General features: G+C 39.0%; 17 protein-coding genes, 1 tRNA gene and 1 pseudogene. 10 read left to right on the top strand and 9 right to left on the bottom strand.

Going from position 1 to position 20025, the window contains the following annotated elements:
• Window positions 1-38: 38 nt before the first annotated feature.
• Window positions 39-590 (bottom strand): ADP compounds hydrolase NudE, encoded by a 552-nt coding sequence (nudE, locus tag CUB63_RS16910; protein WP_006534397.1) that lies wholly within the window; start codon window positions 588-590, stop codon window positions 39-41.
• A 353-nt stretch (window positions 591-943) separates the two neighbouring features.
• On the opposite strand from nudE, the gene umoB reads away from it, so the two are divergent.
• From umoB to pckA, 4 genes are all read left to right on the top strand, one after another.
• Window positions 944-3052: a flagellar biogenesis regulator UmoB gene (gene umoB, locus CUB63_RS16905; RefSeq protein WP_109848559.1), complete on the top strand. Its 2109-nt coding sequence runs from the start codon at window positions 944-946 to the stop codon at window positions 3050-3052.
• 71 nt (window positions 3053-3123) lie between these two features.
• Window positions 3124-3537, top strand: a complete 414-nt coding sequence (gene hslR, locus CUB63_RS16900; RefSeq protein ID WP_109848558.1) for a ribosome-associated heat shock protein Hsp15 — start codon at window positions 3124-3126, stop codon at window positions 3535-3537.
• A gap of 26 nt (window positions 3538-3563) precedes the next feature.
• The gene (hslO, locus tag CUB63_RS16895) at window positions 3564-4448 is read left to right on the top strand and encodes an Hsp33 family molecular chaperone HslO (protein ID WP_109848557.1); all 885 of its coding nucleotides are present in this window, start codon (window positions 3564-3566) and stop codon (window positions 4446-4448) included.
• 204 nt (window positions 4449-4652) lie between these two features.
• On the top strand, window positions 4653-6272 hold the full coding sequence (pckA, locus tag CUB63_RS16890; RefSeq protein ID WP_006534404.1) for a phosphoenolpyruvate carboxykinase (ATP): 1620 nt from the start codon (window positions 4653-4655) through the stop codon (window positions 6270-6272).
• A gap of 175 nt (window positions 6273-6447) precedes the next feature.
• Here the strand turns inward: pckA and CUB63_RS16885 are convergent, their stop codons facing one another.
• A complete protein-coding gene (locus tag CUB63_RS16885; RefSeq protein ID WP_109399433.1) occupies window positions 6448-7149 on the bottom strand; it encodes a pirin family protein in 702 nt (233 codons plus the stop codon).
• A 603-nt stretch (window positions 7150-7752) separates the two neighbouring features.
• Window positions 7753-8967 (bottom strand): BaiN/RdsA family NAD(P)/FAD-dependent oxidoreductase, encoded by a 1215-nt coding sequence (locus CUB63_RS16875; RefSeq protein WP_109848556.1) that lies wholly within the window; start codon window positions 8965-8967, stop codon window positions 7753-7755.
• A 309-nt stretch (window positions 8968-9276) separates the two neighbouring features.
• Here CUB63_RS16875 and pitA point away from each other — a divergent pair, with 309 nt between their 5' ends.
• On the top strand, window positions 9277-10776 hold the full coding sequence (pitA, locus tag CUB63_RS16870; RefSeq protein WP_109848555.1) for an inorganic phosphate transporter PitA: 1500 nt from the start codon (window positions 9277-9279) through the stop codon (window positions 10774-10776).
• Window positions 10777-10842: 66 nt separating this feature from the next.
• Here the strand turns inward: pitA and uspB are convergent, their stop codons facing one another.
• Entirely contained in the window at window positions 10843-11175 is a 333-nt protein-coding gene (uspB, locus tag CUB63_RS16865; RefSeq protein ID WP_006534411.1) for a universal stress protein UspB, read from the bottom strand.
• A 405-nt stretch (window positions 11176-11580) separates the two neighbouring features.
• Between uspB and uspA the strand changes: the two genes are divergently transcribed.
• The 3 genes from uspA to CUB63_RS16850 all read left to right on the top strand — a co-directional run bounded on the left by uspA (window position 11581) and on the right by CUB63_RS16850 (window position 14506).
• A complete protein-coding gene (gene uspA / locus CUB63_RS16860) occupies window positions 11581-12012 on the top strand; it encodes a universal stress protein UspA (protein ID WP_072065023.1) in 432 nt (143 codons plus the stop codon).
• Between the two features lie 254 nt (window positions 12013-12266).
• Complete coding sequence (gdhA, locus tag CUB63_RS16855; RefSeq protein WP_109399429.1) at window positions 12267-13607, top strand: NADP-specific glutamate dehydrogenase; 1341 nt, start codon at window positions 12267-12269, stop codon at window positions 13605-13607.
• 149 nt (window positions 13608-13756) lie between these two features.
• The gene (locus CUB63_RS16850; RefSeq protein ID WP_109848554.1) at window positions 13757-14506 is read left to right on the top strand and encodes an SDR family oxidoreductase; all 750 of its coding nucleotides are present in this window, start codon (window positions 13757-13759) and stop codon (window positions 14504-14506) included.
• A 73-nt stretch (window positions 14507-14579) separates the two neighbouring features.
• Here CUB63_RS16850 and rsmJ read toward each other — a convergent pair whose 3' ends face one another.
• Both rsmJ and prlC read right to left on the bottom strand, forming a co-directional pair.
• Complete coding sequence (gene rsmJ / locus CUB63_RS16845) at window positions 14580-15326, bottom strand: 16S rRNA (guanine(1516)-N(2))-methyltransferase RsmJ (protein WP_006534419.1); 747 nt, start codon at window positions 15324-15326, stop codon at window positions 14580-14582.
• Window positions 15327-15329: 3 nt separating this feature from the next.
• Window positions 15330-17372 carry an oligopeptidase A gene (prlC, locus tag CUB63_RS16840; protein ID WP_072065020.1) on the bottom strand — a complete coding sequence of 681 codons (2043 nt, stop codon included), beginning with the start codon at window positions 17370-17372 and terminating at the stop codon, window positions 15330-15332.
• A 241-nt stretch (window positions 17373-17613) separates the two neighbouring features.
• On the opposite strand from prlC, the gene CUB63_RS16835 reads away from it, so the two are divergent.
• Window positions 17614-17708: transfer RNA gene (locus CUB63_RS16835), tRNA-Sec, on the top strand.
• 49 nt (window positions 17709-17757) lie between these two features.
• A pseudogene (locus CUB63_RS17905) lies at window positions 17758-17979 on the top strand (tyrosine-type recombinase/integrase); the annotation flags it as partial.
• Here the strand turns inward: CUB63_RS17905 and CUB63_RS16825 are convergent.
• The 3 genes from CUB63_RS16825 to CUB63_RS16815 form a co-directional block, all read right to left on the bottom strand.
• On the bottom strand, window positions 17906-18271 hold the full coding sequence (locus CUB63_RS16825) for a VENN motif pre-toxin domain-containing protein (RefSeq protein WP_322975586.1): 366 nt from the start codon (window positions 18269-18271) through the stop codon (window positions 17906-17908). The pseudogene CUB63_RS17905 and the gene CUB63_RS16825 overlap by 74 nt on opposite strands.
• Window positions 18272-18757: 486 nt before the next feature.
• Window positions 18758-19279, bottom strand: a complete 522-nt coding sequence (locus CUB63_RS16820; RefSeq protein ID WP_006534425.1) for a hypothetical protein — start codon at window positions 19277-19279, stop codon at window positions 18758-18760.
• The coding region (locus CUB63_RS16815; protein WP_170110800.1) for a hypothetical protein at window positions 19279-20025 on the bottom strand (747 nt) is incomplete at its 5' end. The genes CUB63_RS16820 and CUB63_RS16815, both read right to left, overlap by 1 nt.

The raw sequence follows: 20025 nt of genomic DNA, 5'->3' as shown, positions 1-20025 counted from the left end.
AAATAAAAACCGGATGTTAAAGTCCGGTTTTTTATTATCTATTTATTTTGTAATAGATAGCGGTGGGCTAAGAAAAGAGCACTGACGCTACGAGCTTCTGTAAAATCGGGGTGATCGAGTAAGTCCATCATTTTTGCAATAGGCCAACGTATTTGGATCAGTGGCTCAGGCTCATCCCCTTTGAGTTGCTCTGGATAAAGATTATGCGCAATGACAATGTTCATTTTGCTAGAAAAGTAAGATGGCGCCATAGAAAGCTTTGCAAGTTCTATTAATGAGTGGGCACCATAGCCAATTTCTTCTTTTAGTTCACGGTTGGCGGCTTGTAGGGCATTTTCACCAGGATCAATTGCGCCTTTGGGAAAACCAAAATCATAATTTTCGATACCTACAGCGTATTCACGAATAAGGATAAGGTTGTCATCAATGATCGGAACAATCATCACTGCTTCACGGTTCGCTGGTTTCATGCGTTCATAAATGCGTTTTTCCCCGTTACTGAACTCCAGATTAACGGATTGGATCTGAAATAATCGAGAACGGGCGATGTTATCAATGTTTAATATATTGGGTTTTTTAAGTTCTTTCATAACAGCCCCTGGCAGAATAGAGATTAACCTGAATTTAACACATTAATGACAAAATAAATCTAACAATTAGATTTAGCTTTTAAGTGAAAATTGAGTACACTCCGCAACTAAACCTAGTTATTTATTGATTTTTTGAGAATATTATTATTTATTGATCCGCTATTTTACCTGAAGATCGCGTTGTTAGTGGATATAAAATTGATAAAATAAATAAATGATAACGCGCCAAAAAAAATATAATCTATTGTATTTAAATAAAAAATAGAACAAAAGAATAGGAATTGCCTTATGTTAGGCAGGGTTTTAAATTTGTTATTGTTACTACGCAGCATCAGTATAAGTATGGGGAAAAAATGAGACTATCAGTCATTATATTGGCTATCTTGATGATAAGCCTATTTATAATGGCCGCCTTTCTATTCTTTAAAAGAAGGCGGCTTGATGGCTCACATCACCTACCCTCTCTCGCTAAACCTACTTATCGTAAGCTCACTTCTGATGACTATGGGCTTATTAGTGATTATTTATCTTATTTTGGCACCTCTGATTTCTCTTCTGGCTATTCATTACAAAACTTCCCCGAGATGCCGATTAAAGGTGAAGTCGTTACGACTTTAAGAAATATCGTCAATCGCTTTGCTGGCTCTAGTGAAGGATTAAATCATTGGCGTTATTATATTGATGCTGTAGAAATCCATATTCCCCCGCTACTTGTTCCTTATCTTCAGCAAGAAAACGTTCTCGATGTTGTTTGTACCCCTTCGATCCCCATCGTTGTTGGTGTGAATGGGCATTTCTTAAAAGATGAAAAAATTCATTTTTCTGCTTTAAGTTTAAAACAGCGCTCTGAACCTATATTGACAAATGGTTCATCAACAATTCAAAAGAATGAAGGTGATGCGGCTCACTTATTGCAAATCCGAGAAGAAACCAACGAAGAATATCGATTACATAATTCATCTGGTTTTTGGGATGGCTCTTTTATTTGTATAGGGTTCACGTTGTGTTTAACTGCTTTAATGATGCCCCAAGTTTTTCTTCCGTGGATCTTAGCGACTGGTGGTGCTTTTCTTGCTGTGGGTATTTTTTTGATCCACAACCCGCTGATCAAACCACGTAAACAAGAAATCCACTGTTTTAAAGGGCGCTTAAAGCGCTGGGGACTTTTTGGCAATTTTGATCATGGGCAGGTAAAGAATGTTTCTTTGGGGGGGATTGATCTTGTTTATCCGCCTCATTGGGAGCCTTATATTCAAAGCGATATTGATAAGGTGACTTATTTAGAAATGTATCCAAATCATCATGTTGTAAAGCAAGGAAACTACCTTTCATTGCATGATGAAGAAAAAAATTATCCATATAAACGCTATATTAAAAATATTATTTTCGTTTTCTGGAGCCTGTTTATTATTGGCATGTTGTATCTTTATCAACCTCTGTCTCTTTCAATGAAACTCAGTTTTTCATGGCTTAAAGATACAAAACCTCATTTAGTCACCAATTTTACTGAGCTGGAAACAACTGATTTGCATGTCGGGGATATTATCCAAGCGAAAGGGGTTGGGATGTGCTACATGCCACCTAACTTATCAAGTAAAAATAATAAAACAATTTTTGCACCTTTTGATTGCTCAGGGATTTACTGGAATAACAGTAATCCAATGCCAATGCCTGAATCGAGCACGATAGAAAAAGCTGCCGCTTTATTACATATGGTCGAAGAGCAATTACATCCAGTTTCTAATAACCGAGTTAACCCAAGTTTAGGCCAAGCGATTACTAAGTCAGGGATGAACCTGTTAGATAATTTTGATGGTATTGTGTTGAAAACTCAGGATTTATGTCCACGAGAAAATGAATGCATTCGCCTGAAAATGGCACTAGTTAACTTAAGTAATGTCAATGATTGGGATGCATTGGTTCAACGAGCTGAAAGTGGTAAATTAACTGGAACTAATGTTTTATTACGTGCAGTGAGTGCTGAGGCCTTGGAAAAGCTTATCGACACCACCACATCTTCTTTTATCTACCGAGAAATAGATAAAGCCGCAATACTGTTAAATAGTCCGCCACCAGGTGGTGTGCTATTAATCAGTGATGAAAGAAAACAGCTTGTTGATTACGCTTCAAGTTCAAACTCCGTGTTTGAACCTACTCCGTTAGAACAGTGGCGAGAACTACAACGTTTATCCGATATTTTATTACATACACCTTTTGATACGGGTGGAGTAATAACGGGCATGGTTGTCGATGCGAATGGTACGTTACAGATATTTTTACATAGCCTGCCAGATTCGATGACGATGTTATATTACATCGGTAATACGTTATTATTGTTTATCGCTATTGGGTTCTTAATATTGAACCTATTTCTTATCATCCGGCGTCGGCGACAAAATAACCAACGCATGAATAAAATCAGTCTCTACTATGAGCACTGTTTTTATCGCCCTCCCCAGTAAGTCCCTTGTTGTGGAAGGCTATGTGTTTACACTATCGCCTTCATAAAGAAGTTGAAGTTAAGGAGAAAGGGATGAGTCAACCATCGCAAGAAAGTGGCGTCCGTTTAGATAAATGGCTTTGGGCCGCACGTTTTTATAAAACGCGTGCTATCGCTCGTACAATGATTGAAGGTGGCAAAGTTCACTACAATGGTGTGAGAGGTAAGCCAAGTAAAATCGTTGAAGAGGGCGCTGAAATACGCCTACGACAAGGTAATGATGAACGGACGGTAACCATTCTTATGGTAAGTTCACAGCGACAAGGTGCTACCCAAGCTCAAGCGCTTTATTGTGAAACACCTGAGAGTATTGCTAAAAGAGAAAAAATGGCTCTGGCAAGAAAAATGAATGCGTTAACAATGCCTCATCCTGAGCGTTGCCCAGATAAAAAGGAAAGACGCACCTTACTTCGCTTCAAACAGACAAATTTACAAGAATCGGATTAACCGATTCCCTGAAATGAGAGAAAATCATGTCTAAAAAAGACTCTTTATCACGTTTTTTATTCGAAAAAAACGCGGTACGTGGTGAATTGGTCAATGTGACTGAAGCCTATCAATCAATGCTTGAAAATCACCATTATCCTGAGCCAGTTCAACACCTTCTGGGTGATTTGCTGGTGGCAACCAGTTTGTTAACAGCTACGCTTAAATTTGAAGGTGATATTACAGTTCAAATACAAGGTGATGGTCCTGTGCGATTAGCTGTGATCAATGGAAATAACAATCAACAAATGCGTGGTGTTGCACGTATTGGGGATGATGTTAAAGCAGGTAGTAGCTTAAAAGAGATGATCGGGAATGGTTTTATGGTCATCACGGTGACGCCAGAAAAAGGTGAGCGTTATCAAGGTATTGTTGCTCTTGATGGTGAAACTATTGAAGCATGTATTGATAACTACTTTAAGCAGTCAGAACAGTTACCTACACGAGTATTTATTCGTAGTGGTATGCAAGCGGGCAAGCCAGCTGCAGCGGGGATGTTATTACAAGTATTGCCTGCTTCAGAAGAGTTCACAGCAGAACATACAGCGGAACATTTTGAACTGCTCACACAGTTAACACACACCATCAAAGCTGAAGAGCTATTTACGCTAGAAACTAAAGAGATTTTACATCGTTTATATCACGAAGAAGATGTCACTCTTTATGATCCTCAACTTATTGAATTTCATTGCACTTGTTCGCGTGAACGCTGTGAAAATACATTAGTAACATTGTCTAAAGAAGATGTAAACCACCTGTTGCAAGAACAAGGAAATATTGATATGGAATGCGAATATTGTGGAACACATTACATCTTCACTGAAAATGATATTAATAATATCAATACGTTAGATGATTCTGAATTACACTGATTCGATTTAGCAAGACTGTTTTATCAAAAGGACGCTATTTTGCGTCCTTTTTTATTCAATAATTTTTCTTTAGTTTTGTGCATTAGTTCTCGTTCTTAACATAAAAAAATTATAAATTTTCAAAATATTGATAACAATCGCTGTTAATTACTTGTAACACCTTAATATTATTCGTAGAAAGGTCTATTTATCAGGAGCGAAACTATGAGCGTTAAAGGTCTTACCCCTAAGGATCTCCAGCAGTACGGTATTAAGGACACAAGTGAAATCATTTATAACCCAAGCTATGAGCTGTTATTTGATGAAGAAACTAAACCAGAATTAACAGGTTATGAACGAGGTACACAAACCTCGTTAGGCGCTATTGCCGTTGATACAGGTATATTTACTGGACGTTCTCCGAAAGATAAATACATTGTTCGTGATGATGTTACTCGTGATACCGTATGGTGGGCTGATCAGGGGAAAGGTAAGAATGATAACAAGCCACTTTCACAAGAAGTGTGGGATGACTTAAAATCATTAGTAACCAACCAGCTATCAGGCAAACGTTTGTTTGTTGTCGATGCCTTTTGTGGTGCGAATGCGGATACACGTTTAAAAGTTCGTTTTATCACAGAAGTTGCTTGGCAAGCACATTTTGTTAAAAATATGTTTATTCGTCCTGAACAAGAAGAGCTGGAGAATTTCACACCAGATTTCATTGTGATGAACGGAGCGAAATGTACAAATCCAAATTGGAAGGCGCAAGGTCTGAATTCAGAAAACTTCGTTGCTTTCAATTTAACTGAACGCATTCAGTTAATTGGCGGTACTTGGTATGGTGGCGAGATGAAGAAAGGTATGTTCTCTATGATGAACTACTTCCTTCCTCTTAAAGGCATCGCTTCTATGCACTGTTCGGCAAACGTTGGCGAAAGTGGTGATGTTGCTATTTTCTTTGGTTTATCTGGTACTGGCAAAACAACACTTTCAACTGATCCTAAGCGTAAGCTGATTGGTGATGATGAACATGGTTGGGATGATGACGGCGTGTTTAACTTTGAAGGTGGATGTTATGCGAAAACTATCCATTTATCAAAAGAAGCTGAACCCGATATCTACGGTGCAATTAAACGTGATGCACTATTAGAAAATGTGGTTGTTTTAGCGGATGGCTCTGTTGATTTTGACGATGGTTCGAAAACAGAAAATACCCGCGTTTCTTACCCTATTTATCACATCGATAATATCGTTAAACCAATTTCCAAAGCTGGTCACGCTAAGAAAGTTATTTTCTTAACTGCGGATGCTTTTGGTGTGCTACCTCCTGTTTCACGTTTAACACCAGAACAGACGCAATACCACTTTTTATCAGGCTTCACCGCTAAACTTGCGGGGACCGAACGTGGTGTGACTGAGCCAACGCCAACATTCTCAGCTTGTTTTGGTGCGGCATTTTTATCACTGCACCCGACACAATATGCTGAAGTATTGGTAAAACGTATGCAAGCATCAGGTGCAAAAGCCTACTTAGTTAATACAGGTTGGAACGGAACGGGTAAGCGTATTTCGATTAAAGATACACGCGCTATCATTGATGCCATCTTAAATGGTGATATTGATAAAGCACCGACGAAAACATTACCCGTGTTTGATTTAGAGATCCCAACAGCATTACCAGGCGTTAACAGCGAAATCTTAGATCCTCGCGATACTTATGAGGATAAAACGCAATGGGATACTAAAGCAGATGATCTTGCCGATCGTTTTGTGAAAAACTTCGATAAATATACGGATACCCCTGCGGGTCAAGCGTTAACTAAAGTTGGGCCAAAACGTTAATTTTTATTAGTATGAATAAAAACACCAATCTCATAGGATGTGATTTTGGTGTTTTTTTATTTGAGATCTCTTAGATAAAAAAAATCCCTGAAATGCGAGAAGCTTTCAGGGAATAGAAAAATAAAGTGAAATAGATTATTAGAGAAAAAGTGACTTTAGAGGGTGGATAACCCAACTATGCTGTTACAGGAGGTAAATCAAACAGTAAAACTTCACTATCTTCATCACCAACGAAACGGATCATATCTTCATTAGCAATTGCTATTCCATCACTTGTGGTCGCAATAATGTCATTAATTGCTATCTTGCCTTTCACAACTTGTAGCCAAATATGACGACCTGTTTCGGCTTGATATTGTGCTTCTTCACCTTTTTTCAGGTTCCAGCGCCATAACGTCATATCTTGAAAGACTTTTAAAGAGCCATCACGAGCATCAGGCGATAAAATAAGCTGTTTGCTTGCTGTCGTATCAAAACGACGTTGATCGTAACGTGGTGTGATACCGACGGTATTTGGCATAATCCAAATTTGGTAAAAATGCAGTCCTTTATCACTATTTGGATTATATTCTGAGTGAGTAATGCCTGTACCTGCACTCATGATTTGAAACTCACCTGCGGGAACATTTTCTTTGTTACCCATGCTGTCTTTATGCTCAATATTACCTTCAAGCACATAGGTCAAAATTTCCATGTCTTTATGTGGGTGAGTACCGAAACCTTCACCGGGTATTACGCGATCTTCATTAATAACGCGTAGTGCAGAAAATCCCATAAAATCACGATCGTAATAATTTGCGAAAGAGAAGGTATGCCAACTATCTAGCCAACCATGATTAGCGTGTCCTCTTTCATTTGCTTTGCGTAGATAAATCATAATGTGTTTCCTTCTCTGAAGTTGTTGAACACAGTTTACTCAATAGCGCAAAGTAAAAAAGCGGAGGAATTTAACCTGAGGATCCAAATAATTTGAATAAGAGAAAATAAAAACATCGAATAAGTTCTAGAAAAGAAAAAGCCAGCACCCGGCTGGCTAAAGTAAAACACTGGAAGCAATGTGAGCAATGTCGTTCTTTCATATGACCCTGAAGGAGGTGCATCTGAAAGTGATAGTAATGATAATAGTTCTCAGTATCATTTGTAAAGTCTTTTTTTTAATCAAATTAGAAAAAAGAGCCAAAAAAGTCTTAACTCACTGATTAACGAGTTATTTTATTTTAATAATTTTTTAAAATAGTAATATAACCAAATAGTTAACAATATTCTTTATGGGGTCATTTATAGGAAAAAGAAGAGAAAATATGGCAAAAAACCAGAGAAAATGGAGGGGGATAAAGCATTTTGAGTCACTACAGAGCAATACCAGAAGAAAAAGCCATCACTGATTAATGATGGCTGGTTTCCATTATATATGACTTATAAGTTTATAGAATTATAAAACCAATATTTATAACTTTAGTATTTACACATTTATTTATTATTACTCAACAAAAGTCGATTTTGATGTTGAGATAAGGCTCTGTGCACAGGCATAAGCTGAGCTCCATGCCCACTGAAAATTATATCCACCTAACCACCCCGTCACATCAACCACTTCTCCAATAAAATAGAGTCCTTTGACTTTTGTGGCTTCCATTGTTTTAGAGGAAAGGGCACGAGTATCTACGCCACCTAGTGTGACTTCTGCGGTGCGATATCCTTCAGTGCCATTGGGTTGAACTTGCCATTCTTGTAATAACGTTGCAATTTGCGTAATGCGTTCATTACTAAGTTGAGTCAGAGAAATATCAGGTAACTGTTTATTTTCTATCATTATTTCAATAAAACGCTTTGGTAATAAGCGAGAAAGCGTATTTTTTAATAATTGATTTGGGTGCTCTTGACGTTTTTCTTGTAGAAGGCTTTCAAGGTCAATATTGGGAAGTAAGTTAATACTTACATACTCACCTGGTTGCCAATAACTAGAGATTTGCAAAATAGCAGGGCCTGAAAGACCACGATGCGTAAAAAGAATGTTTTCTTTAAAATTCGTCCCATTTTTTGCTGTCACAATGGCCGGTACAGCTACGCCAGATAGTTGGCTTAATTGCTCAAGCTGGGGTTTATGTAATGTAAAAGGCACTAAGCCGGCACGAGTGGGTAAAACAGGAAGGCCAAATTGTTCTGCGACTTTATAGCCAAAAGGAGTAGCACCTAAACCAGGCATAGAAAGCCCACCACTGGCAATAACTACTGAAGATGTTGTGATAGTTTTTCCATCAACAAAAATAGTGAAGCCTACGTCAGTTTTCTCGATTTGCGTAACTTCACTACGTAAGTGAATACTTACTTTCCCTTTTTGACATTCAGTCAGTAATAAATCAACAATTTGTTGTGCTGAATCATCACAAAATAGCTGTCCTAACGTTTTCTCATGGTAGGCGATGTTATATTTTTGCACTAATTCAATAAAATCCCATTGTGTATAGCGAGCAAGCGCTGACTTACAGAAATGAGGATTCTCTGATAAATACGCTGAAGGTTCGATATACATATTGGTGAAATTACAACGTCCACCACCTGACATTAGAATTTTACGACCTGCTTTTTTGCCATTATCGAGGACTAAAACAGATAGCCCCGCTTGCCCTGCTAAAGATGCACAAAAAAGCCCCGCGGCACCTGCACCTATAATTACTGTATCGTATGATCCCACAATGATGCCTCGTTCTTAGTTTTTACTGACTACTTAATCAATGATTTTCGCGTAAGATCAGCATGTTTTTGTAAAATTATATGGAGAAATCTGTATTTTTCACCTAAATTCGTATTAGCAAGGAAAAAATTTGTCAGAAATTTACTTTTTTTTTATTTTTATTAATTGGATGATATATAAGGAATTATCTTAAAAAGACTCTGATTTTGTTGGTTATCAAATCAAAAAAAGGTTAAATTTCGCTTCCACCGTTCGCATTTGTCGCTGATAATGCGCCGCGTTCATGTCCAACTAACTGGCTTAACGTCTATGCTACATTTGTTTACTGACCTAGAATTTCATACAGGTTTAATGTTGGTTTTAGCACTGATTTTTGTGCTATTTTATGAAGCTATTAACGGCTTCCATGATACCGCAAATGCGGTAGCAACAGTTATCTATACTCGTGCTATGCGTGCGCAATTTGCGGTCGTGATGGCGGGTGTATTTAACTTCCTTGGAGTTTTGCTCGGTGGTTTGAGCGTAGCTTATGCTATCGTTCACTTGTTACCGACAGATCTTCTGCTGAATGTGAGCTCAGGTCATGGCCTTGCTATGGTCTTCTCGTTGCTGTTAGCTGCCATTATCTGGAACTTAGGTGCATGGTATTTTGGTATCCCAGCATCAAGTTCACATACGCTAATAGGTGCTATCATTGGTATTGGTTTAACAAATGCTATCGTGACAGATTCGTCTATCGTTGATGCGTTAAACATACCTAAAATGATCAGTATCTTCCTGTCACTCATTCTTTCTCCAATTATCGGCTTGATTATTGCAGGTGCGATGATTTTCTTACTGCGCCGTTATTGGAGTGGTACGAAAAAGCGTCGTCGTATTCACCTGACACCTGCTGAACGTGAGAAGCAAGATGGTAAGCGTAAACCGCCATTTTGGACCCGTACTGCACTGATTTTATCAGCAGTTGGGGTGAGTTTCTCTCATGGTGCAAATGATGGGCAGAAAGGTATCGGTCTTATCATGTTGGTATTAATTGGCGTAGCGCCTGCGGGCTTTGTCGTCAATATGAATGCGAGCGGATACGATATCACCAAAACTCATGATGCAGTTGTACACTTACAACAATATTATGAGAAACATCAGCCAGCGCTACAGCATGCTATTGATAATACACCAGTAGTACCAGCACAAACTGATGCTAGTGATACAGATTTTCATTGTAATAGCGCAAGAACGCCAATTGTTCTGAATCAAACAGAACTGATGCTTGCAAATATTAGCTCTTATGACGAGCTAACAGCAGACCAGCGTGCTCAAATGCGTCGATTACTTATGTGTATCGCTGATACCGCAACAGAAGTGGCTAAATTACCAGAAACTAGCGCCCAAGATGCACGGTTCTTAAAAACATTGAGTCGTGACCTGCTAAACACGGTGGAATATGCTCCGATTTGGATCATTATCGCAGTGGCATTAGCGCTCTCTATCGGGACAATGGTAGGTTGGAAACGCGTTGCAGTAACTATTGGTGAGAAAATTGGTAAAAAAGGTATGACTTACGCACAAGGGGTTTCTGCTCAGGTAACAGCAGCAGTTTCCATTGGTGTAGCAAGTTATACGGGTATGCCTGTATCAACAACACAAGTTCTGTCATCTGCAGTTGCTGGTACGATGATTGTTGATGGTGGTGGTGTTCAAACTAAGACAGTGAAAAACATTGCACTGGCTTGGATCTTAACATTACCAGTTAGCATTGGTTTATCAGGTTTACTTTATTGGATATCACTGACATTTATTGTGAATAGCTAATAGCGGTAACTTACCTAAGTTTGTTTATAAACGGTGACTTTTAGTCACCGTTTTTTGTTTTTGTCTCTACCAGAAAAGCATCGCAATTAAACTTGCGACAGCCAAAATACAAAAACGACTAACAAGATAAAATTGCCGATAGATTCGCTCGCAACGCATAATAACTTCAGGATTATGATGATTGATGTATTGGCGTTGGTTGATATAGCGGATAAGCCGCAACTGTTTTGAAAATTGCCCATGCATAGTAAAAAATCCATTACCATCCACCGATTGGTAGAGCAAAGGATCGGATTGGCGCAGTATTGTGAGTAACACCCGAATAGATGAAAAATAACGCATCATATTGATCAGGCAAAGAATACATAGCGCCCAAAAGACAACAATGACATTAAACATAATCCCCTCCCTAGAATAATAGATTCTGAGATGAGAAAATCTTTACCAATAAAGGTTACTTTTTCTCTAATTTAAGTTTAGGTGAAATTAAGCAATAAACAAAAGTGACTTTTTCAAGTTGTTTCCTTTTTTAGAAAAAAAAATAAAAAATAACTCTAAAAGGGTGTTTTTGTTGTTTTTTCTACTCAATTCTCATTATTATGATGATATTATCGGTGAATGACATCGTGCTAATCTAAAATGGTGTATATTGTTATTCATCGATAGATGCTTTCTTGATGAATTTGACATAAGTTGTGATCAAGGCAACATCTAACTTTCATCTTAAAACGTTATATTTAATACATAGGATTTAGGCTTAACCGCCTTTCCAACCGATTAATCAGCTTATGGAAGGAGTTCACGATGGCTTATAAGCATATTCTAGTGGCAGTTGATTTATCCCCTGAGAGTAACGTCTTGGTACAGAAAGCTGTATCTATGGCAAAACCCTATAATGCCAAAGTTTCCTTAATTCACGTTGATGTTAACTACTCTGATCTTTATACCGGTCTTATAGATGTCAACCTCGGTGATATGCAACAACGTATTACTGATGAAACCCGTAACGCGTTAAAAAACCTTTCTGATCAATCGGGTTATGAAATTCAAGAAACCCTGAGCGGTAGCGGCGATTTAGGTCAAGTTCTGGTTGATGCGATTAAGAAATACGATATGGATTTAGTCGTTTGTGGTCATCACCAAGACTTCTGGAGCAAATTGATGTCATCGGCACGCCAACTAATTAATACTGTGCATGTTGATATGCTAATTGTACCTCTGAAAGATGATGAATAATAATCGATTGCTTGTTTAAGCAAAAAAATGCCTGCTTATGCAGGTATTTTTTTGCCCAAAATTCCTATTTTTCTTACAGTTAAACTGAGTCAATCTTTTTTTTTGTCTAATTATGAAAAAAATGTCTTGAAGTGTGAATACATTTTAATGATATATTCAAGAAGCAAAACAATATCAACCTCACAAAAACCCAAAAATATTCTGAATAAATGAGGTTATATCATCATCACATTACACAAAAAAGGAATAGCTGAATGAATAGATCTGGCTCTTTATCTTCGTTTTTAGAAGGGGTAGAAAAATATAACGCTCATCAGCCTGAGTATCATCAGGCGGTTCGTGAAGTTTTTACCACTTTGTGGCCTTTTTTAGAGAAAAATCCACAATATCGTGAACAATCATTACTTGAGCGTTTAGTTGAGCCTGAACGTATTATTCAGTTTCGCGTCTGTTGGTTAGATGACAAAGGGCAAGTACAAGTTAACCGTGCATGGCGTATCCAATTTAACTCAGCCATTGGACCTTACAAAGGTGGTATGCGTTTCCATCCATCAGTCAATCTCTCCATCCTAAAATTCTTAGGTTTTGAGCAAACATTTAAAAATGCATTAACGACATTGCCGATGGGGGGCGCAAAAGGTGGCTCTGATTTTAATCCTAAAGGTAAAAGTCATGGGGAAGTGATGCGTTTTTGTCAGGCTTTAATGACTGAACTTTATCGCCATTTAGGGGCTAATACAGATGTTCCTGCTGGTGACATTGGTGTGGGTGCGCGAGAAGTCGGCTTTATGGCAGGCATGATGAAAAAACTGTCTAATAGCAATGAATGTGTATTTACAGGTAAAGGTCTTTCATTCGGGGGCAGTTTAATCCGCCCAGAAGCTACTGGGTACGGTTTAGTCTACTTTACTAATGCAATGCTTAAACGTCATGGTATGTCTCTTGAGGGAATGCGTGTGGCGGTTTCTGGTGCAGGTAATGTTGCACAGTTCACTATTGAAAAATGTTTAGAGTTAGGCGCTAAAGTCATAACAGCATCAGATTCAGCTGGTACTGTGGTTGATGAAGCTGGATTTACGACAGAAAAACTCGCACGACTCACTGAAATTAAAAATAATTACGGTCGTGTTGAAGAGTATGCCAAAGAATTTGGTTTAACCTATCTTGAAGGGCAACAACCTTGGGCTGTTCCTGTTGATATTGCTCTACCTTGTGCAACACAAAATGAATTAGATCTAGAGGCTGCAAAAGTCTTGATCAACAATGGCGTTAAAGCCGTTGCGGAAGGTGCGAATATGCCAACAACGATTGCAGCAACAGATGCCTTTATTGAAGCGGGTGTCCTTTTTGCACCAGGAAAAGCCGCTAATGCCGGTGGTGTTGCAACCTCTGGTTTAGAGATGGCGCAAAATGCGGCACGTTTAAGCTGGAAAGCTGAGAAAGTGGATGCTCGCTTACATCACATCATGTTAGATATTCACCATGCTTGTGTGAATTACGGTGGTGAAGGTAAGCAGACTAATTATATTCAAGGCGCGAACATTGCTGGTTTTGTTAAAGTCGCTGATGCAATGCTGGCGCAAGGCGTACTGTAAAATTTATTAATTCTGAACGGGTGTTTAACACCCGTCAGATCCCCGACGAACCTTCCTTGGTTTACCTATCTCATCTTTATCTAATTTTTCATCTGCTATCCTTAAAAAAGAGGCACTTTATAAAGTGATTATTTTTGTAGGAGGTATTTATGGCTATGCAGATAGATTTTACTTTACCAAATAAAGTCGCTGTTATTACGGGGGGGGCTGCAGGAATTGGGTTATCTATTGCGAAAATGTTTATTGAGAAAGGAGCAAAAGTTGCGCTATTAGATAGATCAGAGCAAGTGGAACAGGTTGCTCAGCAATTAAATAGTGCAGTAGGTATTCAATGTGATATCTCAAGCGAAGATTCGGTAAAAAAAGCTGTACATTCTGTATTAGAAGAATTTGATCGTATTGATATTTTAGTTAATTGTGCAGGCATTGTAGCATTAGCACCCGCGGAGTCTCTCTCGCTTGAAGATTGGAATAAAACGCTATCAGTGAATCTAACGGGGACTTTTTTGTTATGCCAAGAAGTTGGGCGACACATGTTACAGCGAGGACAAGGTAAGATAATCAATCTTGCTTCTCAAGCGGGGGTGATAGCACTGCCCGAGCATATCGCCTATTGTGCTACCAAAGCGGGCGTTATTGGTATGACACAAGTTCTTGCATTAGAATGGGCACCTAAAGGCTTACAAATCAATGCGATATTACCCACAATTGTGATGACCGATTTAGGTAAAAAAGCTTGGGAAGGTGAGAAAGGTGAAAAGATGAAAGCTCAAATTCCAGCCCAACGCTTTGCAGAACCTGAAGAGATTGCTGCTGCTGCTGTTTTTTTAGCAAGTAATGCTTCAGATATGATAAATGGTCATAATCTTGTTATTGATGGTGGGTATAGTATTCAATAATCAGAAATTAGAAGAAAAGCGGTGGTGGTGTAATAAAGGGGCTCTATAGCCCCTTTATTATAAAAGGATAACTTTAAATACAAGGATAAATATCAAAACGGTGATTTTTGGTTGTTACATTGGCATGTGCAGCCTGATTATTTAATGGTTCTGCGTAGTCGGGTCTTTTTACAACGACACGTTTTTTCGCCAAAGTCATTGCGGGTTCTAATAGCGCATCTGCATCTTCATCAGCACCAACTAAAGACTGAAATACTCGCATCTCTTTTTTTACTAATGCACTTTTCGCCTTATGGGGATACATAGGATCAAGATAGACAACATCAGGAGGAGGCGTGATCTCAGTGAGTGCTTGGGCCGAAGAGGCATGAATTAATGTCATTCTCTCTTGCATCCATTCACCAATATCAGCATCACGATAAGCACGCTTTAGGCCATCTTCAAGTAATGCAGCAACGACAGGGTGACGCTCTACCATTCTGACTTTGCAACCAATAGATGCTAATACAAATGCATCTCGACCAAGTCCGGCTGTCGCATCAACAACATCAGGCAGATAGTCTTTTTTGATCCCAACCGCTTTTGCTACCGCCTCACCTCGACCTCCGCCAAATTTACGACGATGCGCCATGGTGCCTTCTACGAAATCCACATAGATGCCACCTAATTTAGGTTCATCTTGTTTGCGTAATTCAAGGTGGGTCGATGTTAATACTAAAGCCATGATTTGCGTTTCGTCGTGCACGAGTCCCCAACGTTGCGCTAAATCAGATAAGGCGCTGTTATCAGCGCCTTCTTCACAAAGTAAACAGATATTCACATATCATCCTTTAATGCCGTAGCCTTTGAGCATAGCATCAAGTTTCGGTTCACGACCACGGAAGCGTTTGAATAGCTCCATTGGTTCTTCTGAACCACCACGAGTTAAAATATTATCAAGGAATGATTGACCCGTTTCGCGGTTAAAAATGCCTTCTTCGGAGAAGCGAGAGAAGGCATCAGCTGCCAGTACATCAGCCCATAAATAGCTGTAATAACCGGCAGCATACCCACCTGCAAAGATATGGCTAAAGGCATGAGGAAAACGCGCCCAAGGTGTTGAAGGAACAACGGAAACTTGTTCTTTCACACGGTTTAAGGTTTCCATTACACAAGCCCCTTTTGCTGGGTCATATTCTGCATGTAAACGGAAATCAAACAAACCAAATTCTAGTTGGCGTAACACAAACATTGCAGACTGATAATTTTTTGCTTTAAGCATATTATCAAGCATTGCCTGTGGTAATGGTTCGCCAGTTTCATAATGACCAGAAATAAAGGCTAATGCTTCTGGCTCCCAGCACCAGTTTTCCATAAATTGGCTTGGTAATTCAACAGCATCCCATGGTACACCGTTAATACCTGCAACATCGGCAGTATCAATTTGCGTTAACATATGATGTAAGCCATGACCAAACTCATGGAACAGTGTGGTGACTTCATTATGAGTAAACAGTGCTGGTTTATCACCTACAGGCTTATTGAAGTTACAGGTGAGATAAGCAACAGGGTTTTGTAGCTTGCCATCGGCATGACGCATTCTTCCTATGCAATCATCCATCCAAGCACCACCACGTTTGTGTTCACGTGCATACAAATCAAGATAGAAGCTACCGCGCAAGGTGTTATTGTCATCGTAAAGCTCAAAGAAACGAACATCATCATGCCAAGTGTCGATATCGTTACGCTCTTTGGCTGTTAAACCATAGATACGATGAACAACTTCAAATAAACCACTTAAAGCACGCTGTTCAGGGAAGTAAGGACGTAATTGCTCATCATCGATTGAGAACAGGTGTTGTTTCTGTTTTTCGCTGTAGTAAGCCAGATCCCAAGATTCTAATTTATCAATGCCATAGTGCTCTTTTGCAAATTGAGTTAACTCCGCTAACTCTTCTTTACCTTGTGGGTGAGCGCGTTGTGCTAAGTCAGTTAAAAAACTAAGAACTTGCTCCGGAGACTCTGCCATTTTAGTAGCAAGTGATTTTTCAGCATAATTTTTAAAACCAAGCAGTTGGGCGAGTTCGTGACGTAATGCGAGGATCTCCGCCATTATTTCACTATTATCCCACTGGCCTGCATTGGGGCCTTGATCTGATGCGCGCGTGCTATAAGCGATGCTCATCTCTTTTCTAAGTTCACGATTATCCGCATAGGTCATAACAGGGAGATAGCTAGGCATATCAAGTGTTAACAGATAGCCGTCTTGTTCTTTTGCTTGTGCGATAGCTTTTGCGGCATCAATAGCACTTTGAGGCATACCCGATAAATCTTCTACATCAGTAATTAATTTAGACCACCCCATCGTTGCATCTAATACGTTATTTCCATATTTAGCGCTTAACTCAGACATACGCGCGCTAATTTCACCAAAACGCTGTTGTTTCTCTTTAGGTAAACCGATACCTGATAATTCAAAGTCACGTAATGCGTTTTCAATCGCTTTTTTCTGTGGTTGAGTTAACGCATTAAAATCAGCACTTTCTTTAATTGATTTATAAGCTTGATATAAGCCTTCATGTTGTCCCATCCATGTACTAAATTCAGATAGCAACGGCAAACTTTGTTCATACACTTCACGCAGTTCAGCACAGTTTTTAACAGAATTTAAATGGCTAACGGGGGACCAAACACGAGAAAGTTTATCGCCTGCTTCTGCTAAGGGTTGGCAAAGGTTATTCCAATTAAATTGAGTATTTTCAGCTAGTAATCTTTCAACTGTTTCGCGGTAATTTGTTAACACTTCTTTTAATGCAGGAACAACATGTTCTGGTTTGATCTGGGAAAATGCAGGTAATCCCGTTGTGCTAAGTAATGGATTTGACATAAAAAACATCCTGTATTTGGGTTTGCAGTGACGTAAAACACACCACTGAGTTTATTCGTTATAAATAGTAAGATGAGGATGAAACTGTATAAGTTCAATAGTATCGCGGTAATTATCCGAGGTTTTACTCAAAAACGGGATTATTTTATTTGAAAGGGATTTTATTGATTTGATGCACTTGGGATTAAAAATAATTCAGCGTATAATCATCCCGTTATTTCCTTTTGACCTATTTAAAAATGGAAGATCATCGTCCCCGGTGGGGCGGCTGGACTTCAAATCCAGATGGGGCCGCCAGCGGTCCTTGGCAGGTTCGACTCCTGTGATCTTCCGCCACGCCTAGCTTACCATCGTCTATTAAAGTCTACTTTCTCCTTATGTGATCGAATACAATCCAGCACCTGATCTGGCAACAGCACTAACCCCACCGAAGAAACAACATTTCCCATTCTTAACCGCTGAAGAGTTACCTTATTTTCTGAAGGATCTAGCTGGTTATACAGGTAGTGTGATCACCAAAATAGCGACTAAAATTATTCTGCTAACGGTTGTTCGGACACAAGAGCTCCGCTTTGCTTGTTGGCAGGACATTGATTTCGCCACACGATGAGCATGATTTTGCATGAGTGAGAAGGATATAACTCTGCATTGATTTCTTCTATACTGCCATCATTTTGGGCCATTGAAACCGCTAGTGATGAAACTGATTGCCCATAATCAGCCATATCTGTTGGCAGAACTGTAGGTTTGAAGAAGTTATTCTCAACCGCATTCTTCCCAGCTTGCGAGCCAGTAATTGCACCCGCCATATCACCGGTAGTCAGTCCTCCGGCAAGACCAGAGGCCAGTTGACTCAATGCACTCACTTGCTGTTTTTCACGTTCAGTGAGTTCACTCACGTCTTTATTAGGGAAGAGCTCTTTCGCAATATATCTCGCTGCTAATTCACCGCCACCAGCGCCTAATCCTCCTGCTAAGCCTTGCAGTAATCCTGTAACCACTTGAATCTGTCTTTATTTTTACCTGTTGCGGTAATCGACAGATTTTATCCGGCATTTAAGGTGCTACCTTGAGATTGGCGGCTGTCGGTGTGGGTTTCGCTTTTCGACGATTGGCATTAGTGCTCTGTTGTAAGGCAAAAAGCTAGACAGCTAAAGAAGAAGGGGGAAAACCAGACAATATACAGTGGGTCACTTGCCGAAACGCGGAAAATCCAACTCCAGCCCCCAACTGATAATTAGTTGTAAGTGTTTGAATAAACAGGAATTTTAGGTGGTGATCATTATACCTTTATCCGCCAAGCTGGACAGTTGATTATCCGGTCGACTGAGGAGTGAATAAGATTATTAAAGATGATCCCAATATTAAATTGGGATCTTTATAATTTAAATAACAATAAGCTCGCCGCATTCGTCAAATGGAGCTTTTATTTTGTAGTTTCGCGTATAGACATTAACTATATGTCTTAAATAACTGTTTAGATCCCAGTCAGTCGCTTCTACAGTCTCTTCATTTTCATCATATTGATAAACTCGGTTAGGATCATCAGACTCTGTAAGTAAAAAGAAATACTGAGTATAGCTTTCTACTGATATAAATAACGCTTTCTGTTTTCGAAGATTATATGGCTGAACATGTGGGACTTCATCTCTCATTGAATCTTGATATAAGATGTTACCTCTAACCGTCTGACCATATCGATAAAAAACAAGCGGTTCATCGCCAAAAAGGCCACCGCTACAACGACCAATATTAGCTAAAAAATCATACAATTGACCTTCGACTTTGATGTCATATAAACGTTCAATTTTCCCAATTTCTTCATTCGAGTAACCCCGCATATAGCTAGTATCAATCGGTAACTCAGGATATACCGAATGTAGATACTCTATCAGTTCATTGTTCATTACTTATTTTCCCCCGTAGAGCCTTGATAAATTTTCACATTAAGATCTTTATTATTTTCTGCAAAATTTTTACTTGTATAGCCACAACTTACGCACATACCCGGATCTCGATTCGATGTATTTTGTATTGCCATATTTACATCTGCTTTTTGTCCTTTATAAGCATCTTGAATATGATTAAATAACTTTTGTTCTGCATGATTAAAATTTGTTCTCTTCGACTCAATGTTTCCTACACTAGTAAAACTATTCTTATCATCACGAATAACTTTATAAGTAACCCCATCAATATTTACCGTATCAGGAGATTTCCCTGACCAAGATTTGCCACTCACCGAAAGATAATATTCAGTTTTACCATTTACTGTAACTGAAGCAGTAGCATAGCTAACTGCTGCACCATCTTGCTGTAACGGTTTTTTCAAATATTGTTGAGTCGCATTCCTAATAGAATCTAAATTTAAAGCAGGGTCAGTCACCTGTTTCAAGTCGTGAACTTGATAATTACCTAATTTATCACCACCTGTCTGATTAGGTACAGTTTTCGGTGGTACTTGTTCATTTGGTTTTGTTGTCGTTACATTAGGCTTAGTAACTACTGATGATGTATTATTCCCTTTCGAATTTCCATCAATCAATCCGCTTTCATTCAGTACAATCACCGTCGCTAAAATACCTGTTAGCTCTTTGAGGTTCTCTGTTTGTGATGAATGCTTAGCAATTCTATTTTCTAATGCTGGCTCAAG

Origin of the sequence: Proteus penneri (assembly GCF_003144535.1) — a bacterium.
In the GTDB taxonomy this organism is placed as follows: Bacteria; Pseudomonadota; Gammaproteobacteria; order Enterobacterales; family Enterobacteriaceae; genus Proteus; species Proteus penneri.
This window is presented reverse-complemented; position numbering and strand designations above follow the sequence as displayed.

Excerpts from the sequence above, each read along its gene's own strand:
- nudE (WP_006534397.1), bottom strand. The coding sequence starts at position 590 with ATGAAAGAACTTAAAAAACCCAATATATTAAACATTGATAACATCGCC.
- umoB (WP_109848559.1), top strand. The coding sequence starts at position 944 with ATGAGACTATCAGTCATTATATTGGCTATCTTGATGATAAGCCTATTT.
- hslR (WP_109848558.1), top strand. The coding sequence starts at position 3,124 with ATGAGTCAACCATCGCAAGAAAGTGGCGTCCGTTTAGATAAATGGCTT.
- hslO (WP_109848557.1), top strand. The coding sequence starts at position 3,564 with ATGTCTAAAAAAGACTCTTTATCACGTTTTTTATTCGAAAAAAACGCG.
- pckA (WP_006534404.1), top strand. The coding sequence starts at position 4,653 with ATGAGCGTTAAAGGTCTTACCCCTAAGGATCTCCAGCAGTACGGTATT.
- CUB63_RS16885 (WP_109399433.1), bottom strand. The coding sequence starts at position 7,149 with ATGATTTATCTACGCAAAGCAAATGAAAGAGGACACGCTAATCATGGT.
- pitA (WP_109848555.1), top strand. The coding sequence starts at position 9,277 with ATGCTACATTTGTTTACTGACCTAGAATTTCATACAGGTTTAATGTTG.
- uspB (WP_006534411.1), bottom strand. The coding sequence starts at position 11,175 with ATGTTTAATGTCATTGTTGTCTTTTGGGCGCTATGTATTCTTTGCCTG.
- uspA (WP_072065023.1), top strand. The coding sequence starts at position 11,581 with ATGGCTTATAAGCATATTCTAGTGGCAGTTGATTTATCCCCTGAGAGT.
- gdhA (WP_109399429.1), top strand. The coding sequence starts at position 12,267 with ATGAATAGATCTGGCTCTTTATCTTCGTTTTTAGAAGGGGTAGAAAAA.
- CUB63_RS16850 (WP_109848554.1), top strand. The coding sequence starts at position 13,757 with ATGGCTATGCAGATAGATTTTACTTTACCAAATAAAGTCGCTGTTATT.
- prlC (WP_072065020.1), bottom strand. The coding sequence starts at position 17,372 with ATGTCAAATCCATTACTTAGCACAACGGGATTACCTGCATTTTCCCAG.
- CUB63_RS16820 (WP_006534425.1), bottom strand. The coding sequence starts at position 19,279 with ATGAACAATGAACTGATAGAGTATCTACATTCGGTATATCCTGAGTTA.